Below are 18,786 nucleotides of genomic sequence, written 5' to 3' on the forward strand. Positions count from 1 at the left end.
GGGTGACATACACCGGATCCTGATGCAGTGTCAGCGATGGATGCGCTTTCGCCAGTCCTGCCAGTTGTTCGTCCAGTACGTCTTGCACATCATTGATCAATTTTTTCATTATTTTGCTCCAGCAATTACGGTAGGGCATGGATGATGTTCAACGACACGGCGACCACTGACTGCCGATGAATCCATTGTGCATCAGGCAAGGGAAAAGAAAATTAGCCCAAATTATGTTTCATAGTGAAACATATGCTTTAATGAATGTTCCATATTGAAACTTTTACGTGTATTAATACTTAAAATTGCGAGCCGGAACACCTTTTGTCATAAGGGATGCGGGATATGAGTGGCGCTTTTAACAACGATGGTCGGGGCATATCTCCCTTAATTGCAACCTCCTGGGAGCGATGCAATAAGCTGATGAAACGGGAGACATGGAACGTACCACATCAGGCCCAGGGCGTGACATTTGCTTCTATTTATCGGCGTAAGAAAGCGATGCTGACGCTCGGGCAGGCTGCGCTGGAAGATGCCTGGGAATATATGGCACCGCGAGAGTGTGCGCTGTTTATCCTCGATGAAACCGCCTGCATTCTCAGCCGTAATGGCGATCCGCAAACCTTGCAGCAGCTAAGTGCACTGGGATTCAATGACGGCACGTATTGCGCCGAGGGAATTATTGGTACTTGTGCGCTATCGTTAGCGGCTATCTCTGGTCAGGCCGTGAAAACGATGGCCGATCAACATTTCAAACAGGCACTCTGGAACTGGGCCTTTTGTGCAACGCCGTTGTTTGACAGCAAGGGCCGATTGACGGGAACAATAGCGCTAGCGTGTCCGGTTGAGCAAACTACCGCAGCTGATTTGCCGTTGACGTTGGCAATCGCCCGCGAGGTCGGAAATTTACTGCTGACGGACAGTTTGCTCGCTGAAACTAACCGTCATTTAAATCAACTTAATGCCCTGTTAGAAAGTATGGATGATGGCGTGATTAGCTGGGACGAGCAGGGTAATTTGCAATTTATTAATGCCCAGGCGGCGCGGGTCTTGCGCCTTGACGCGACGGCAAGTCAGGGAAGGGCAATCACTGAACTCTTAACGTTACCCGCCGTATTGCAACAAGCAATAAAACAGGCACATCCGCTCAAACACGTAGAAGCAACCTTTGAAAGTCAGCATCAGTTTATTGATGCGGTGATAACCCTTAAACCGATAATAGAAACGCAGGGAACCAGCTTTATTTTGTTGCTCCATCCTGTGGAACAGATGCGGCAGTTGATGACCAGTCAATTAGGAAAAGTCAGCCATACCTTCGCTCATATGCCACAGGACGATCCGCAAACCCGCCGCTTGATTCATTTTGGTCGCCAGGCGGCGCGCAGTAGCTTTCCTGTCCTGCTTTGTGGAGAAGAGGGCGTGGGAAAGGCACTGCTAAGTCAGGCAATTCATAATGAAAGCGAGCGTGCTGCAGGTCCTTATATCGCCGTCAATTGTGAGTTATATGGTGATGCGGCGCTGGCGGAAGAATTTATTGGTGGCGATCGCACGGACAATGAAAATGGCCGTCTGAGTCGGCTGGAACTGGCACACGGCGGCACGCTGTTTCTTGAAAAGATTGAATATCTGGCGGTGGAGTTACAGTCTGCTTTGCTTCAGGTTATCAAGCAGGGTGTTATCACGCGACTGGATGCGCGGCGTTTAATACCAGTTGATGTCAAAGTGATTGCCACAACGACCGCGGACCTCGCAATGCTGGTGGAACAAAATCGTTTTAGTCGCCAGCTGTATTACGCGTTGCATGCATTTGAAATTACCATCCCGCCTCTGCGTATGCGGCGTGGCAGCATTCCGGCGCTGGTGAATAACAAATTACGCAGTCTTGAAAAACGCTTCTCTACGCGGCTGAAAATTGATGACGATGCCCTCGCTCGCCTGGTTTCCTGTGCATGGCCTGGCAACGATTTTGAACTTTACAGCGTCATCGAGAATCTTGCTCTGAGTAGTGATAATGGGCGCATTCGCGTCAGTGATTTGCCGGAACATCTGTTTACCGAGCAGGCAACAGATGATGTCAGCGCCACACGCCTTTCCACCAGTCTGTCATTTGCGGAAGTTGAAAAAGAGGCAATTATTAACGCAGCCCAGGTCACAGGCGGTCGCATTCAGGAAATGTCGGCTTTACTTGGGATCGGCCGCACTACGCTGTGGCGGAAAATGAAGCAACATGGCATTGATGCAGGGCAGTTTAAGCGCCGGGTATGAAAGACAGAGACGATTTCTGATACATCAGAGTGATCTATATTTCATTCCGGCGCACGCTAACATTTTTCAGCATCGTTTAAGGGCTGGTCTATCCCGCACTTAAAAGCTGAAGCGATATCCTCCGTTGACTTGCTTCTGATCAAAGAGGTTACTCTGCGTGTAATCCGCTTCGAGGTAGAATGTGTGCTGTTTGTTATACTGTGCACTGACTCCCACGCCGTTATTCCAGCCATTACCTTTGAAACTGTACTTCTCCCGGGAGTTGTTCAACAGATAGTCTGTATCCCCTGAAAACTCGCGGATAGCTCCAGTCTTCACATACATATTCAGCTGGCTGTTGCCTGCGGTGATGTCATATCCCAGTATCATGCTGGCACGCCCCAGCAGCGATTCGTAGTGATTCAGATGTATATTGAGACCATTACTCGCCTTCATAGCCATCTCATTCTGGTGGCTGTATGTGAGCTGGGTTTGCGGCTCTATATAGAACCCATAACCAGTAGGGGTCAGGTTGAACCTCTGCCCGGCTTCCAGGGAGATGCTCAATCCATTCGCAGTGCCGTTGGCGTTAACGCCGTTGTTCTGACTGTCCAGTACGTGAAAACTATTTTTCTGGCGCGATGCTTTTACAACGAGATCGCTGTAAAAACCGTTGTGTGCCATGTAACTGGCATACATTCCCATGTAGTCTGAACGTGCGGTACCGTCGCCTCCGCTATAGTCCGGCGATGCATGTGTTGAGCCAATATACAGACCGACATACAACGGCATTACATCAGAGAGACGTTTATCCCCACCAAACTGGATACCGCTGTAACCCATGTCAAAGCCGCTCAGTTTGCCACTGGCGAAGGAGTCCAGGCTTCCCCCATAACTGCGCAGCCAGATATTACCGTCTTTACTCTGATTTCGCAGGTCACCCATTCGTTGCATCAGCGTACGGTTTTCAACATAGTTTAATAAGTAACCGACATTGAGATAATTGCCGCCAGCATCTGCGGTCGTGGTGGGTTTAGGTGTGGGAGTGGGGTTAGGCGTAGGATCGGGTTCAGGCGTAGGATCGGGGTTGACTATGGGAGGCTGAGCGGGAGCCGGTGTTGGTTCAGGATTAGGAGTCGGTTCCGGAACTGTCCCGGAAGCGTAAAGCTCCCAGTTAGTGCCATTTTTACGCACATCGTACAGATATCCCCCCAACTCAACCTGAGAAGACGCGCTGAACGAGGCCGCACCGTCAGTGGTTTTTACCACTGTCAGAACTTCATTTCCCGTAGTGGCCTCGCTGCCCTGGTTGCGGATAGCCAATACGTGATTACCAGCACTACTTCCGCTGATATTCAATAAATCCCCTTTATTATTAACGCCATTACCCTCGCCAACAACATCAGCACGCATAATAAAGGTACTGTTACCGCTCAGGTTCTCTACGTTTAATGTGGCAAATGTGCCGGCAGTTGACCCGTGGCTGGCAAAATCGACAGTTGAATGGCTCAGCGCCAGCGTGTCGAGATTAGAATTACTTGTTACGTTCCAGACGCTGTTATTCATTGCAACGTCCAGTTTCCCGCCATTGACATTATCGCTGAGGGAGGAACCTGTCCAAACCGACCCTGGGTGCATATCTAGATTGATTAGCCCACCTTTGGAAAGAACGCTACCGTTGATAAGCATACGACCCGAGGCGTTGATGCGGCTGGCGGCATAACCATCGTCATGTTGCGTTGCAATGGCCATCTGGTCGGGTGTACTCATATCAATGACCAGATCGCTCGTGAGGTCGATCTGGCTGTTGGTCATGGCATAAATTCCCCTGGCTCCTGCCGCGCCGGTGATAGCCAAACTGTCTCCGGTTATTCTACCGCCGCTGAGCGCCCACAAACCCAGCGCCAGACTGCCATTACGATCAACTGTAATATCGGTATTTTGCATGTTGACAACAGCCGTTGCCGTCTGGGCCGAGGCACCATAAGAACCGCCGGAAAAGATGCTGTTTCGTTGCGCTGCCGTGCCAGAAAAATTGATTGTCGCGTCTGAACCACTGGTGACGAGGCCACCGCCCTGCGCGGAAGAAATATGGCTATCTGCACCGATAGTGGTTGTACCACCACGAACTTCGACGCCATTGGCCGCGGCTCCAGTTACATCAACAGTGAGTGCATTCGCGCTAACCTGGCCAAAGCTCCAGAGGCCGTGTGCATTATCGCCATTGGTTTTAATGGAACTGTTTGTTCCGAGATCGACAACAGAGTTTTTCTGTACGTTTATCCCCATGGCGCTGTAGCCCTGAACATCGATTGTCAGGTCTGTAGCCGTAAAACGCGCAGCACCATTGGCGTTATTGCCGTTGAGACCACCGATATAAACACCTGTACTTCCATCGGTCGTGATTTTACTTCCGCTTCCAAGATCGACACTGGTGCCATAGTCATTGATGGTTAGGCCTATACCGTTCGAGTTTTCAATGGTGAATTGAGTGGCTGTTAGTGTTGAGCTATGCCCAATAATGATGCCGTCATCGTTACTCTTAATGGTGCTGCCTGTGCCTAAGTCAGCATGGGTATAGTCACCAATTAAGTTAATGCCGATGGCAGAGGTTTGACCAACAACATCTACTGTGAGTCGGTTAGCTGTCAGGGAGCTGTTTTTGCACTGAATAATGATTCCTTTTGCATATCCAGAGGCGTCGTTGACATTGACGGTGACATCATTACCCAGGTTGATATTGCCAGGCGTGTTTCCTGCTGGGGTCATTACACCATAGAGGTTTCCTGATGGATCGGCGGTATCTCCTGTAATTCTGTCACCTTCATTAATAGTAATATTGGTGCCATATTGACTTCCTGTATCAGCAGCTATCAGCAGGGGGGAAAAGATAATTGCATTCAAACCAATAGCGCCAAATTTTATCAGTTGAATTGAGGGCGAACGGATTTTTAATTCAGCGAGACGATCTGCTTTGGTATTCCCATTGTGTTGTTTGATGCCCATACCACTCCTATATAGTACCCAGACTATGGGTCTATGGATTTTGTCATTTTGTTTAAATCAATGAATAATATCCTCTTATCATCATGATATTTGTATGGTGCAATCATGATGAGCTTCTCAGAGAATAATTCTCTATTACCGGGCAAAATCAGGAACACAGGAATTAATATATATTTAACATCCTCCTTACAAAGGTGAGTTTATATCGAGTTATTCCCTAAGTTGTCGTTGCTTATTCCAATTCGTTACTATAAATATGGCAAAAATATTACAACAAACAGCGGTTAAAAAATTTGGTGAAGATTTTTTGTAATAATCCTAATTAGTTATGGGAATTTCGCTTGATGTATCTGCATAACAAAAACAATATGCGCCATTTTTGCATTACTAATAAGAAAAAGCAAAAAACATCGATATTCATTTTTGGTCAATGGGTTTTCTGGCCTATCGTTGTTATTGTGCTACTGGTTATCATTTTCATCTTGCCAGGATCGCACGTAATCACGTTATTCGGGGACTTTATCTGCGGGATATTACCCTTCAGGTAAGTCCTTTTCTCGCCAGCATATTGGAGCGTGATCAATATTGATCAGCTGTGAAGGGGGTGATGTGTAGTGGACCAAAACTTACGTTATATCACTACTAATGAGATATCCGTCATCTGACACTGATGTCTTTAATTATTCTCGTGGTTCACTGTAGGCAATAAGCACAAAAGTGTAGGATGTTACAAGAATGATTAGGACTCGGTGAAATGAAAAATCCACGCAATTGCGTGGATTATATATACTTTTGCGCTCTTCATGAGATTTAGCGAAACCTCATGAGACAACAAATTAATTAGACGTTGAAAAGGAAGTTCATCACATCGCCATCTTTAACGATGTAATCTTTACCTTCTGCACGCATTTTGCCTGCTTCTTTCGCGCCTTGTTCACCTTTGTAAGTGATGAAATCTTCAAACGAGATGGTTTGTGCACGGATAAAGCCTTTTTCAAAATCAGTATGGATTTTGCCCGCTGCCTGCGGCGCGGTTGCTCCAACCGGAATGGTCCATGCACGCACTTCTTTCACCCCAGCGGTGAAGTAAGTTTGCAGGTTCAGCAGCTTATAACCGGCACGGATCACACGGTTCAGGCCCGGCTCTTCCAGCCCAAGCTCCTGCATAAACTCGTCACGTTCTTCGTCGTCCAGTTCGGCAATGTCTGCTTCAACAGCAGCACAAACCGGAACCACAACAGAACCTTCTTTCGCCGCGATTTCACGCACCTGGTCAAGATATGGGTTGTTTTCAAAACCGTCTTCGTTGACGTTGGCGATGTACATTGTTGGTTTCAGCGTCAGGAAGCTCAGGTAACGAATAGCCGCTTTCTCTTCAGCGCTTAAATCCAGCGCGCGCAGCATACCTGCATTTTCCAACTGGGGCAGGCATTTTTCCAGGACCGCCAGCTCAGCTTTCGCGTCTTTATCGCCACCTTTGGCTTTCTTCTGTACGCGATGAATCGCACGTTCGCAGGTGTCGAGGTCTGCCAGCGCCAGTTCGGTGTTGATAACTTCAATATCGTCAGCCGGGTTAACTTTGCCGGAAACGTGAATGATGTTGTCATTTTCAAAGCAGCGAACAACGTGACCGATCGCTTCGGTTTCACGGATGTTGGTCAGGAACTGGTTACCCAGACCTTCGCCTTTCGATGCGCCTTTTACCAGACCGGCGATATCGACAAATTCCATGGTCGTGGGAAGCGTACGTTGCGGTTTTACGATTTCAGCCAGTTGATCCAGGCGAGGGTCAGGCATTGGTACGACGCCTGTGTTCGGCTCAATGGTGCAGAATGGAAAGTTGGCCGCTTCAATACCGGCTTTGGTCAGCGCGTTGAACAGGGTAGATTTCCCGACGTTGGGCAAACCGACGATACCGCATTTGAATCCCATGATTTAAATCACCTTAATATCTTAATAATCAACCTGTTATTGCTAACAGATTGCAGAAATGGAAATAACTTTGCCTATTATACACGGCACTCGGCAAAAATGCCGCAGACAACGACTTATTGCGCTTTAAAGGCGTGCAATCGGTTCGTTGCTTTGGTCAAGCCATCTGTAAACCACATTTCAGTACAACGCGCCGCTTCGTCGATGGCTTCATCAATTAACTTCTGTTCACTAACAGGCGGTTTGCCTAACACAAAACCGACAACTTTATTTTTATCGCCCGGATGACCGATTCCGATGCGTAAACGGTGAAAGTTAGGGTTATTACCCAATTTACTGATGATGTCTTTCAGTCCATTGTGACCACCATGGCCACCGCCCAATTTAAATTTGGCGACGCCAGGAGGCAGATCCAGTTCGTCGTGGGCCACCAGAATTTCGTCCGGATTAATGCGGAAAAAACTGGCCATCGCCGCAACGGCTTTGCCGCTGAGATTCATAAATGTAGTCGGGACTAACAGGCGGACATCTTCGCCTCCAAGAGTGACTCGCGAAGTATAACCAAAGAATTTAGCCTCTTCGCGCAGCGGAGCGCGCAAACGCTCTGCCAGTAAGTCAACGAACCAGGCACCAGCATTATGTCGCGTTGCGGCGTATTCAGCACCGGGGTTCGCCAGGCCGACAATCAATTTAATCGTCACGTTTTTTTGTCCTGAGTGTGTACATAACTGGCGCGTAGTTTACTGGTTGCGGCCCCGCTTGACAAAAAACTGCGTATCAAATGCAGATAACGTAATAATTGCATGAGTGGACTATTAGAAAGTCAAGGTGTTCAGGCGTTTATTTGTAAAGTTTTGTTGAAATAAGGGTTGTAATTGTGATCACGCCCGCACATAACCCACAGGGTGTTGTCTATACTTTACACATAAGGAAGAGGGGTATTCCCTGTTACAACCCAGAAAGTTCCGGAGGTGACATATGAAACGCAAAAACGCTTCGTTACTCGGTAACGTGCTCATGGGGTTGGGTCTGGTGGTAATGGTGGTCGGCGTGGGGTATTCAATCCTCAACCAGTTACCACAGTTTAATATGCCCCAGTATTTCGCACATGGTGCAGTGCTAAGTATTTTCGTCGGTGCCATTCTCTGGCTGGCGGGTGCCCGTGTTGGCGGGCATGAACAGGTGTGCGACCGTTACTGGTGGGTTCGCCACTATGACAAACGTTGCCGCCGTAGCGATAATCGCCGTCATAGCTAACAAATAATGCAGTTTGCTGACCAGTCAGTTTGCGCTGACTGGTCAATCTCGTACTTATAAATCCGCCATCGCCGCGCGACGATTCGGGAAGAACGCCAGGCGTCCCGGGATCGGTTGAATGCCAGCGCGAGCCATAGTGCGCAGTGGCTGGAATTCCACGTTGCACACGCGCAGTTCACATCCCTCGGGCAGACGCTTCACAAAACGCTGGAACGCATCAAGACCACCAGCATCAAGTACCGGAACCGCATCCCACTTCAGAATCACAATCCGTTTGCCTTCAAGACGTGACTCCAGGTCCGTGAACAAGCCTTCAGCAGCAGCAAAAAACAGCGGGCCAATAACGCGCAGAACCAGGACATCGTCTGGAACATCTACGACTACCGGTGCCAGGCGAGTCATACGTGCGATACGACGCATAAACAGCAGCGATGCCAGCACGATCCCCACGCTGATGGCAATAACCATATCAAACAGCACGGTCAGCGACATGCACAGCAGCATGACAATGATGTCATCTTTCGGCGCATGACGCAGCAAGTCGACCACTTTGTGCGCTTCACTCATGTTCCACGCCACCATCAACAGCAGGGCAGCCATGGCGGAAAGCGGCAGCCAGGAGAGCAGCGGTGCCAGTACCAGCAGGGCAAGAATAACCAGAATAGAGTGGATCACCGCCGAGATAGGGGAAGTTGCCCCGGCACGGACGTTAGCGGCAGAACGCGCGATGGCAGCTGTAGCGGTAATGCCACCAAAGAACGGAGCGATGATATTCCCCAGTCCCTGTCCAACCAGTTCGCTATTCGCCTTGTGTTTCGTCCCGGTCATACCATCCAGCACCACGGCGCAGAGCAGAGATTCGATTGCGCCGAGCATTGCCATTGAGAATGCCGCAGGCAGCAGTGTGCGAATAGAATCCCAGGTTAGCGTGAATTCTGAATTAGGCAGATCCCACGGCAGCACCAGTTGCGGCAGCAGTTGCGGAATACCGTTACCCTGAGAACCATCGGCCAGGACGTAGTGGAATTGCGAACCGATGGTAGCAACATGTCCGCCGAGCAGGTTAACAATCCCCATCACCGCGCAACCAGCCAGCAAGGCCGGAAGGTGACCGGGTAAACGAATGCCCAGACGCGGCCAGAAAACAAGAATACCTAGCGTCACAATGCCAATGGCAGCATCACCCACATTAATGGTCGGCAGCGCCATAAATAATGCGCCGACTTTTTGTAGATAATGTTCCGGGACATGGGCCATTTGCAGACCGAGAAAATCTTTAATCTGCATGGTACCGATGGTGATCCCGATACCCGAGGTGAAACCTAAGGTGACGGAAACCGGAATATACTCAATCAGGCGACCAAAGCGTGCCAGACCCATCAGAATCAAAAAAATCCCCGACAGCAAGGTCGCAACCAGCAGTCCTGCCAGTCCAAACTGTTGCGACACGGGATAGAGAATTACCACAAATGCCGCAGTCGGACCGGAAACGCTAAAGCGTGACCCACCCGTCAGAGCAATGACAATCCCCGCAACAGCTGCGGTATATAAACCGTACTGGGGTGCCACACCACTACCAATAGCCAACGCCATCGCCAGCGGGATAGCAATAATCCCGACGGTTATCCCGGCAATCAGGTCACGGGTAAACCGTGCGGCAGTATATTTTTCTTTCCAGCAAGCGTCGATCAGAGCGCGGAAAGGCATCACATGTGAGGAAAATATTTTGTTCACAATAATGTTTCATCCGTGAGCGCATCATCTGTCAACTAAATGGCAGGTGAAGGAGGCATAGGTCATACAAATGGATATTACAGACAAAAAAACCCGCCGCAGCGGGTCTTTGAGCCGGGTTCGATTAGTGTTCGAACATGGCAGAGATCGATTCTTCGTTGCTGATACGACGAATCGCTTCGGCCAGCATACCTGACAGGGTCAGAGTACGCACGTTCGGCAGTGATTTGATTTCATCGCTCAGCGGAATGGTATCGCAGACAACGACTTCATCAATTACAGAGTTACGCAGGTTATTCGCCGCGTTGCCAGAGAAGATCGGGTGAGTCGCGTACGCAAATACACGTTTAGCACCACGTTCTTTCAGAGCTTCAGCAGCTTTACACAGCGTACCGCCAGTGTCGATCATATCATCGACCAGTACGCAGTCACGACCTGCAACGTCACCGATGATATGCATCACCTGGGAAACGTTCGCACGCGGACGACGTTTGTCGATGATTGCCATATCGGTATCGTTCAGCAGCTTAGCGATAGCGCGGGCACGCACAACGCCGCCGATGTCCGGAGAAACCACAATTGGGTTATCCAGATTCAGCTGCAGCATGTCTTCCAGCAGGATCGGGCTACCAAATACGTTATCAACCGGAACGTCGAAGAAACCCTGAATCTGTTCAGCGTGCAGATCCACTGTCAGCACACGGTCAACACCGACGCTGGAGAGGAAGTCTGCAACCACTTTCGCAGTGATTGGTACACGAGCGGAACGGACGCGACGGTCCTGGCGCGCATAGCCAAAGTAGGGGATAACAGCGGTGATACGACCTGCGGAAGCACGACGCAGGGCATCAACCATAACGACTAATTCCATCAGGTTGTCGTTAGTAGGGGCACAAGTGGACTGGATGATGAAAATATCACCACCGCGTACATTTTCGTTGATTTGTACACTGACTTCGCCGTCGCTAAAGCGACCTACAGCGGCGTCGCCGAGTGAAGTGTACAGGCGGTTGGCAATACGTTGTGCTAGTTCCGGGGTGGCGTTACCAGCAAAAAGCTTCATATCAGGCACGAGAAGAACCTCAGGCATGCGTCCATTGGTGGAAAGAATCTGCCGAAAACTGTGCGGGCCAGGCATGATCCTTTCCAGGCGGTGTATTAAAGAGCGCGATGCAACGTCTGGAACAAGGTGACGTTGTCACCGAAACTCAGCTTGCCCGGCTTAAAGCATGGCTCTGTGCAATGGGGAAAGATTAACGCCTTTCGCCACAAAGCCATTGAGCCATTCCGGGGCTTGCTCTAGCACCTGGCGGGCTTCAGACTCTGTATCAAATTCAGCAAAGACACAGGCCCCTGTCCCAGTCAGGCGCGACGGGGCGTATTCTAACAGCCAGGAAAGCACCGCATCAACCTCGCGAAAACGTTTTCTTGCGATAACCTCGCAATCATTGCTGAATTCACATTTTAGCAACGTTTCTATTGACCTTTTTGGCGTATTGCGCGGGAGTTCAGGATCTTTAAAAATCACCGGAGTCGGAATACTTACACCAGGGTGCGCCACCAGATACCACTTCTCTGGCGGATCCACCGGCGTTAGTATTTCACCAACGCCTTCGGCAAACGCGGCATGCCCCCGAACAAAGACAGGAACATCTGCGCCCAGCGTCAGCCCCATTTCCGCCAGCTCATCCATGCTTAGCCCGCATTGCCAGAGATGATTTAATGCCACCAGGACCGTCGCGGCATTGGATGAACCACCGCCGAGACCGCCGCCCATCGGCAAACGCTTGTCAATGCTGATATTCGCACCGCTTCCCGTCGGAAGACGCCCGCTGTCTGCCGCAGTTTTCATCAACAACCGCGCTGCGCGAACGATCAGGTTATCTTCATGTTCCACGCCTTCAACGGGCGTTAACAGACGAATATCCCCATCGTCACGAAGCTCAATGCTGATGGTGTCGCCGTAATCAAGAAACTGAAACAGCGTTTGCAGCGTGTGGTAACCATCCGCACGCTGACCGGTAATGTATAAAAACAGATTAAGTTTTGCCGGAGAGGGCCACTGTGTCCGCATTATTTCACTATCCAGTTATCCATTTTTAACTTGATGCGTTGACCACCGTCGGTGAGTTCCATATTGGCTGGCATCGCAGGTTGCGTTTTGGTGTCATAACCACCATAAACAACCTTCCAGTTTTTGCCATTCTGGCTGTAGGTAATTTCGCTCAGGCGGTACTGGTCGTCCAGTTTGTAGTCGGTTGCATCACCCGGTAAACCTAAAATCCACTGGCGCAAGCTGTTGAGCGGAATTGGCATTCCGGTCAATTTGCCAATCATCTCTTCGGCGTCATCGGCGGTATAACGCTGACCTTTATTGTCGACTAACTGCACGTTACCCGGTTGAGCATTCAGCTCCAGTTCCGTGCTGCCCAATGGGTTAGTGAGCAGCAGACGGTAGCGATCCTGGCCGGTTTGCTGCCAGAAAAAGCGGGCGTACACTTTTTGTTGGTCAGAAATATAAGCGAACGCGCCGCGAGTCTGATACTGATTAAGATTGCGCACGTCTTGCTGATGCTGACGCCATTGTGGCGAATCCGGGCTTTTGCCAGGACCTTTGGGCGTGGTAACGGAACAGGCAGTGAGCACAAGAGCAGCCAGCGGTAGCAGGCGGATAAGACGAAAATCGGGCAGGGGCATAGTGATGACAAGTCCTTGAGATACGTTGCAGTTATAACCCTTAATGCTAGCGTTACCGTCCGCTATCGTCTATGTTCAAGTTGTCTTAATTGCCAGAATCTAACGGCTTTCGGCAATTACTCCAAAAGGGGGCGCTCTCTTTTATTGATCTTACGCATCCTGTATGATGCAAGCAGACTAACCCTATCAACGTTGGTATTATTTCCCGCAGACATGACCCTTTTAGCACTCGGTATCAACCATAAAACGGCACCTGTATCGCTGCGAGAACGTGTATCGTTTTCGCCGGATAAGCTCGATCAGGCGCTTGACAGCCTGCTTGCGCAGCCGATGGTGCAGGGCGGCGTGGTGCTGTCGACGTGCAACCGCACGGAACTTTATCTTAGCGTTGAAGAGCAGGATAACCTGCAAGAGGCGTTAATCCGCTGGCTTTGCGATTATCACAATCTTAATGAAGAAGATCTGCGTAAAAGCCTCTACTGGCATCAGGATAACGACGCGGTTAGCCATTTAATGCGTGTTGCCAGCGGCCTGGATTCACTGGTTCTTGGGGAGCCGCAGATCCTCGGTCAGGTTAAAAAAGCGTTTGCCGATTCGCAAAAAGGTCATATGAAGGCCAGCGAACTGGAACGCATGTTCCAGAAATCTTTCTCTGTAGCGAAACGCGTTCGCACTGAAACAGATATCGGTGCCAGTGCTGTGTCTGTCGCTTTTGCGGCTTGTACGCTGGCGCGGCAGATCTTTGAATCGCTCTCTACGGTCACAGTGTTGCTGGTAGGCGCGGGCGAAACCATCGAGCTGGTAGCGCGTCATCTGCGCGAACATAAAGTACAGAAGATGATTATCGCCAACCGCACTCGCGAACGTGCCCAAATTCTGGCAGATGAAGTTGGCGCGGAAGTGATTGCCCTGAGTGAGATCGACGAACGTCTGCGCGAAGCCGATATCATCATCAGTTCCACCGCCAGCCCGTTACCGATTATCGGGAAAGGCATGGTGGAGCGCGCATTAAAAAGCCGTCGCAACCAACCAATGCTGTTGGTGGATATTGCCGTTCCGCGCGATGTTGAGCCGGAAGTTGGCAAACTGGCGAATGCTTATCTTTATAGTGTGGACGATCTGCAAAGCATCATTTCGCACAACCTGGCGCAGCGTAAAGCCGCAGCGGTTGAGGCGGAAACTATTGTCGCTCAGGAAACCAGCGAATTTATGGCGTGGCTGCGAGCACAAAGCGCCAGCGAAACCATTCGCGAGTATCGCAGCCAGGCAGAGCACGTTCGCGATGAGTTAACCGCCAAAGCGTTAGCGGCCCTTGAGCAGGGCGGCGACGCGCAAGCCATTATGCAGGATCTGGCATGGAAACTGACTAACCGCTTGATCCATGCGCCAACGAAATCACTTCAACAGGCCGCCCGTGACGGGGATAACGAACGCCTGAATATTCTGCGCGACAGCCTCGGGCTGGAGTAGCAGTACATCATTTTCTTTTTTTACAGGGTGCATTTACGCCTATGAAGCCTTCTATCGTTGCCAAACTGGAAGCCCTGCATGAACGCCATGAAGAAGTTCAGGCGTTGCTGGGTGACGCGCAAACTATCGCCGACCAGGAACGTTTTCGCGCATTATCACGCGAATATGCGCAGTTAAGTGATGTTTCGCGCTGTTTTACCGACTGGCAACAGGTTCAGGAAGATATCGAAACCGCACAGATGATGCTCGATGATCCTGAAATGCGTGAGATGGCGCAGGATGAACTGCGCGAAGCTAAAGAAAAAAGCGAGCAACTGGAACAGCAATTACAGGTTCTGTTACTGCCAAAAGATCCTGATGACGAACGTAACGCCTTCCTCGAAGTCCGAGCCGGAACCGGCGGCGACGAAGCGGCGCTGTTCGCAGGCGATCTGTTCCGTATGTACAGCCGTTACGCCGAAGCCCGCCGCTGGCGGGTAGAAATCATGAGCGCCAGCGAGGGTGAACATGGTGGTTATAAAGAGATCATCGCCAAAATTAGCGGTGATGGTGTGTATGGTCGTCTGAAATTTGAATCTGGCGGTCATCGCGTGCAGCGTGTTCCTGCTACGGAATCGCAGGGTCGTATTCATACTTCTGCTTGTACCGTTGCGGTAATGCCAGAACTGCCTGACGCAGAACTGCCGGACATCAACCCAGCAGATTTACGCATTGATACTTTCCGCTCGTCAGGGGCGGGTGGTCAGCACGTTAACACCACCGATTCGGCAATTCGTATTACTCACTTGCCGACCGGGATTGTTGTTGAATGTCAGGATGAACGTTCACAACATAAAAACAAAGCGAAGGCGCTTTCAGTGCTCGGTGCTCGCATCCACGCTGCTGAAATGGCAAAACGCCAACAGGCCGAAGCGTCTACCCGTCGTAACCTGCTGGGGAGTGGCGATCGTAGCGACCGTAACCGTACTTACAATTTCCCGCAGGGGCGCGTTACCGATCACCGCATCAACCTGACGCTCTACCGCCTGGATGAAGTGATGGAAGGTAAGCTGGATATGCTGATTGAACCGATTATCCAGGAACATCAGGCCGACCAACTGGCGGCGTTGTCCGAGCAGGAATAATGGAATATCAACACTGGTTACGTGAAGCAATAAGCCAACTTCAGGCGAGCGAAAGCCCGCGGCGTGATGCTGAAATCCTGCTGGAGCATGTTACCGGCAGAGGGCGTACTTTTATTCTCGCCTTTGGTGAAACGCAGCTGACTGACGAACAATGTCAGCAACTTGATGCGCTACTGACACGTCGTCGCGATGGTGAACCCATTGCTCATTTAACCGGGGTGCGAGAATTCTGGTCGTTGCCGTTATTTGTTTCGCCAGCGACCTTAATTCCGCGCCCGGATACGGAGTGTCTGGTGGAGCAGGCACTGGCGCGGTTGCCTGAACAACCTTGCCGTATTCTTGATCTCGGGACGGGTACCGGGGCGATTGCGCTTGCGCTGGCTAGCGAGCGCCCGGACTGCGAAATTATCGCTGTAGATCGTATGCCTGATGCTGTCTCCCTGGCACAACGTAATGCCCAGCATCTGGCGATCAAAAATATCCACATTCTGCAAAGCGACTGGTTTAGCGCGCTAGCCGGGCAGCAGTTTGCGATGATTGTCAGCAATCCGCCGTATATTGACGAGCAGGACCCTCATCTTCAACAAGGCGATGTCCGCTTTGAGCCGCTCACTGCGCTGGTTGCGGCAGACAGTGGAATGGCAGACATCGTGCATATCATCGAACAGTCGCGTAACGCGCTGGTATCCGGCGGCTTTCTGCTTCTGGAACATGGCTGGCAGCAGGGCGAAGCGGTGCGACAAGCATTTATCCTCGCGGGGTATCATGACGTCGAAACCTGCCGTGACTATGGTGATAACGAGCGCGTAACGCTCGGCCGCTATTATCAATGACAAGTTTTTCTACACTGCTTAGTGTTCATCTTATTAGTATCGCGCTTTCTGTTGGGCTATTAACCTTACGTTTCTGGCTACGTTATCAGAAGCATCCACAGGCATTTGCTCGCTGGACGCGCATTGTGCCGCCGGTTGTCGATACGCTGTTACTGTTAAGCGGTATTGCGTTGATGGCTAAAGCGCACATCCTGCCATTTTCCGGGCAGGCACAGTGGCTGACTGAAAAGCTGTTTGGAGTTATCATTTATATCGTTTTGGGTTTTATTGCACTCGATTATCGTCGTATGCACAGTCAGCAGGCGCGCATTATTGCCTTCCCGCTGGCGTTGGTGGTGCTGTACATCATCATTAAACTCGCCACCACAAAAGTACCGTTACTGGGGTAAGTCATGAGATCGTTAGCTGATTTCGAATTTAATAAAGCGCCATTGTGCGAAGGCATGATCCTGGCTTGCGAAGCAATCCGCCGCGATTTTCCCTCGCAAGATGTTTACGACGAACTGGAGCGTCTCGTTAGTCTGGCGAAGGAAGAAATCAGCCAGCTTCTGCCTTTAGAAGAGCAGTTGGAAAAACTGATCGCGCTGTTTTACGGCGACTGGGGATTTAAAGCCTCACGCGGCGTTTATCGTCTTTCCGATGCATTATGGCTGGACCAGGTGTTAAAGAATCGACAGGGCAGTGCGGTATCATTAGGTGCGGTTTTATTATGGGTCGCGAATCGTCTCGATTTGCCGCTGCTGCCGGTGATTTTCCCTACGCAGCTGATATTGCGCATTGAATGTCCGGATGGCGAAATTTGGCTGATTAATCCTTTTAACGGTGAATCGTTAAGCGAACATATGCTGGACGTATGGTTAAAGGGAAATATCAGCCCGTCGGCGGAACTGTTTTATGAAGACCTTGATGAAGCTGATAACATTGAGGTAATCCGCAAATTGCTGGATACACTCAAAGCCTCGTTGATGGAAGAAAATCAGATGGAGCTGGCGTTACGCACCAGCGAAGCTTTATTACAATTCAACCCTGAAGATCCCTATGAAATTCGCGATCGCGGGTTGATTTATGCGCAACTGGATTGCGAACACGTTGCGTTGAACGATTTAAGTTATTTCGTTGAACAGTGTCCGGAAGACCCGATCAGCGAAATGATCCGTGCGCAAATAAATAACATCGCGCATAAACATATTGTGCTGCATTAATTAATCGACATTTTACTCAAGATTAAGGCGATCCTATGAAACAAAAAGTGGTTAGCATTGGCGACATCAACGTAGCAAATGACCTGCCGTTCGTACTGTTTGGCGGTATGAACGTGCTGGAATCTCGCGATCTGGCGATGCGCATTTGCGAGCACTACGTAACTGTGACCCAGAAACTGGGTATCCCTTACGTGTTCAAAGCCTCTTTTGACAAAGCCAACCGCTCCTCCATCCACTCTTATCGTGGACCGGGCCTGGAAGAAGGGATGAAAATCTTCCAGGAGTTGAAGCAGACTTTTGGCGTGAAAATTATCACCGACGTTCACGAACCAAGTCAGGCACAGCCCGTTGCTGATGTCGTGGATGTGATTCAGTTGCCGGCGTTTCTTGCTCGCCAGACTGACCTGGTTGAAGCCATGGCGAAAACCGGTGCGGTAATTAACGTCAAGAAACCACAGTTTGTCAGCCCGGGACAGATGGGTAATATCGTTGATAAATTCAAAGAAGGCGGCAACGAAAAAGTGATTCTTTGCGATCGTGGTGCTAACTTCGGCTATGACAACCTGGTTGTCGATATGCTGGGCTTCAGCATTATGAAGAAAGTGTCTGGTAACTCGCCGGTGATTTTCGACGTGACCCACGCACTGCAATGCCGCGATCCGTTTGGCGCAGCTTCCGGTGGTCGTCGTGCTCAGGTGGCTGAGCTGGCACGAGCCGGTATGGCGGTAGGTCTGGCGGGGCTGTTTATTGAAGCGCATCCGGATCCGGAACATGCGAAATGTGATGGTCCATCCGCGCTGCCGCTGGCTAAACTGGAACCGTTCCTCAAGCAGATGAAAGCGATTGATGATCTGGTGAAAGGTTTCGAAGAACTGGATACCAGCAAGTAATCTTTTTTGCTTGAAAAATAAAGTCTTAGCGTTCTGCGTTAAGACTTTTTTCATGGGTGCCAGATACAAAAAAGGCCGCAGGCTGTTACCCCTGCGGCCGGTTTCGGGCGCATATTGCCATCACGGCAGCCTGACGCCCGTTTTCACCTTACTTCCGGTTACGCCACCAGCCGACAATCGCTGCGGTAATAATCCCCGCCAGGATCGGTGCTGCCAGGTCGTGCCAGAAAATCATGGCAAACTGCGCGAGCGTCATATAGCCGCCTTGTTGTAATGACAACATTTTGCGGCTATTCTTGAATTGTTGATGGTTCAAGATTAGCCCCCGTTCTGTTGTCAGGTTTTACCTCTCAACGTGCGGGGGTTTTCTCTTTCCAGCAACCAATGCCACCAGGGATAAAGCCCC

16 protein-coding genes and 1 pseudogene are annotated in these 18,786 nt (G+C 50.4%); 8 read left to right on the forward strand and 9 right to left on the reverse strand.

The window, feature by feature from the left end; genetic code table 11:
- Window positions 1-109 (reverse strand): annotated as a pseudogene (locus QZF50_RS16995) (dihydroxyacetone kinase); the annotation flags it as partial.
- 227 nt (window positions 110-336) lie between these two features.
- On the opposite strand from QZF50_RS16995, the gene dhaR reads away from it, so the two are divergent.
- A complete protein-coding gene (gene dhaR, locus QZF50_RS17000) occupies window positions 337-2,256 on the forward strand; it encodes a dihydroxyacetone kinase operon transcriptional regulator DhaR (protein WP_001297537.1) in 1,920 nt (639 codons plus the stop codon).
- 99 nt (window positions 2,257-2,355) lie between these two features.
- Here the strand turns inward: dhaR and QZF50_RS17005 are convergent, their stop codons facing one another.
- The 3 genes from QZF50_RS17005 to pth form a co-directional block, all read right to left on the reverse strand.
- Complete coding sequence (locus QZF50_RS17005) at window positions 2,356-5,241, reverse strand: autotransporter outer membrane beta-barrel domain-containing protein (protein ID WP_061892261.1); 2,886 nt, start codon at window positions 5,239-5,241, stop codon at window positions 2,356-2,358.
- Between the two features lie 840 nt (window positions 5,242-6,081).
- Complete coding sequence (ychF, locus tag QZF50_RS17010; RefSeq protein WP_000505866.1) at window positions 6,082-7,173, reverse strand: redox-regulated ATPase YchF; 1,092 nt, start codon at window positions 7,171-7,173, stop codon at window positions 6,082-6,084.
- 116 nt (window positions 7,174-7,289) lie between these two features.
- Entirely contained in the window at window positions 7,290-7,874 is a 585-nt protein-coding gene (pth, locus tag QZF50_RS17015; RefSeq protein ID WP_000152933.1) for an aminoacyl-tRNA hydrolase, read from the reverse strand.
- Between the two features lie 277 nt (window positions 7,875-8,151).
- On the opposite strand from pth, the gene ychH reads away from it, so the two are divergent.
- Complete coding sequence (gene ychH / locus QZF50_RS17020) at window positions 8,152-8,430, forward strand: stress-induced protein YchH (protein WP_000823885.1); 279 nt, start codon at window positions 8,152-8,154, stop codon at window positions 8,428-8,430.
- Window positions 8,431-8,484: 54 nt separating this feature from the next.
- Here the strand turns inward: ychH and dauA are convergent, their stop codons facing one another.
- From dauA to lolB, 4 genes are all read right to left on the reverse strand, one after another.
- Window positions 8,485-10,164, reverse strand: a complete 1,680-nt coding sequence (gene dauA, locus QZF50_RS17025; protein ID WP_001033352.1) for a C4-dicarboxylic acid transporter DauA — start codon at window positions 10,162-10,164, stop codon at window positions 8,485-8,487.
- 124 nt (window positions 10,165-10,288) lie between these two features.
- On the reverse strand, window positions 10,289-11,236 hold the full coding sequence (gene prs / locus QZF50_RS17030) for a ribose-phosphate diphosphokinase (protein ID WP_001298109.1): 948 nt from the start codon (window positions 11,234-11,236) through the stop codon (window positions 10,289-10,291).
- 150 nt (window positions 11,237-11,386) lie between these two features.
- Entirely contained in the window at window positions 11,387-12,238 is an 852-nt protein-coding gene (ispE, locus tag QZF50_RS17035) for a 4-(cytidine 5'-diphospho)-2-C-methyl-D-erythritol kinase (RefSeq protein WP_001260333.1), read from the reverse strand.
- Window positions 12,238-12,861, reverse strand: a complete 624-nt coding sequence (gene lolB, locus QZF50_RS17040) for a lipoprotein insertase outer membrane protein LolB (RefSeq protein ID WP_001130692.1) — start codon at window positions 12,859-12,861, stop codon at window positions 12,238-12,240. The genes ispE and lolB overlap by 1 nt, the downstream gene beginning before the upstream one ends.
- A 213-nt stretch (window positions 12,862-13,074) precedes the next feature.
- On the opposite strand from lolB, the gene hemA reads away from it, so the two are divergent.
- From hemA to kdsA, 6 genes are read left to right on the forward strand one after another with little or no spacing between them, the layout of a single operon-like run.
- A complete protein-coding gene (gene hemA, locus QZF50_RS17045; RefSeq protein ID WP_000173200.1) occupies window positions 13,075-14,331 on the forward strand; it encodes a glutamyl-tRNA reductase in 1,257 nt (418 codons plus the stop codon).
- A gap of 41 nt (window positions 14,332-14,372) precedes the next feature.
- On the forward strand, window positions 14,373-15,455 hold the full coding sequence (prfA, locus tag QZF50_RS17050) for a peptide chain release factor 1 (protein WP_000804726.1): 1,083 nt from the start codon (window positions 14,373-14,375) through the stop codon (window positions 15,453-15,455).
- Entirely contained in the window at window positions 15,455-16,288 is an 834-nt protein-coding gene (prmC, locus tag QZF50_RS17055; RefSeq protein ID WP_000456467.1) for a peptide chain release factor N(5)-glutamine methyltransferase, read from the forward strand. The genes prfA and prmC overlap by 1 nt, the downstream gene beginning before the upstream one ends.
- The gene (sirB2, locus tag QZF50_RS17060; protein WP_000200374.1) at window positions 16,285-16,677 is read left to right on the forward strand and encodes an invasion regulator SirB2; all 393 of its coding nucleotides are present in this window, start codon (window positions 16,285-16,287) and stop codon (window positions 16,675-16,677) included. The genes prmC and sirB2 overlap by 4 nt, the downstream gene beginning before the upstream one ends.
- Before the next feature lie 3 nt (window positions 16,678-16,680).
- The gene (gene sirB1, locus QZF50_RS17065; RefSeq protein WP_001257044.1) at window positions 16,681-17,490 is read left to right on the forward strand and encodes an invasion regulator SirB1; all 810 of its coding nucleotides are present in this window, start codon (window positions 16,681-16,683) and stop codon (window positions 17,488-17,490) included.
- 35 nt (window positions 17,491-17,525) lie between these two features.
- Window positions 17,526-18,380 (forward strand): 3-deoxy-8-phosphooctulonate synthase, encoded by an 855-nt coding sequence (gene kdsA / locus QZF50_RS17070; protein WP_000811065.1) that lies wholly within the window; start codon window positions 17,526-17,528, stop codon window positions 18,378-18,380.
- Window positions 18,381-18,528: 148 nt separating this feature from the next.
- On the opposite strand, the gene QZF50_RS17075 is transcribed toward kdsA, so the two are convergent.
- A complete protein-coding gene (locus QZF50_RS17075; protein ID WP_000170954.1) occupies window positions 18,529-18,636 on the reverse strand; it encodes a type I toxin-antitoxin system toxin Ldr family protein in 108 nt (35 codons plus the stop codon).
- Window positions 18,637-18,786 lie beyond the last annotated feature (150 nt).

The organism is uncultured Escherichia sp. (assembly GCF_948475835.1).
Lineage (GTDB): Bacteria > Pseudomonadota > Gammaproteobacteria > Enterobacterales > Enterobacteriaceae > ECMA0423.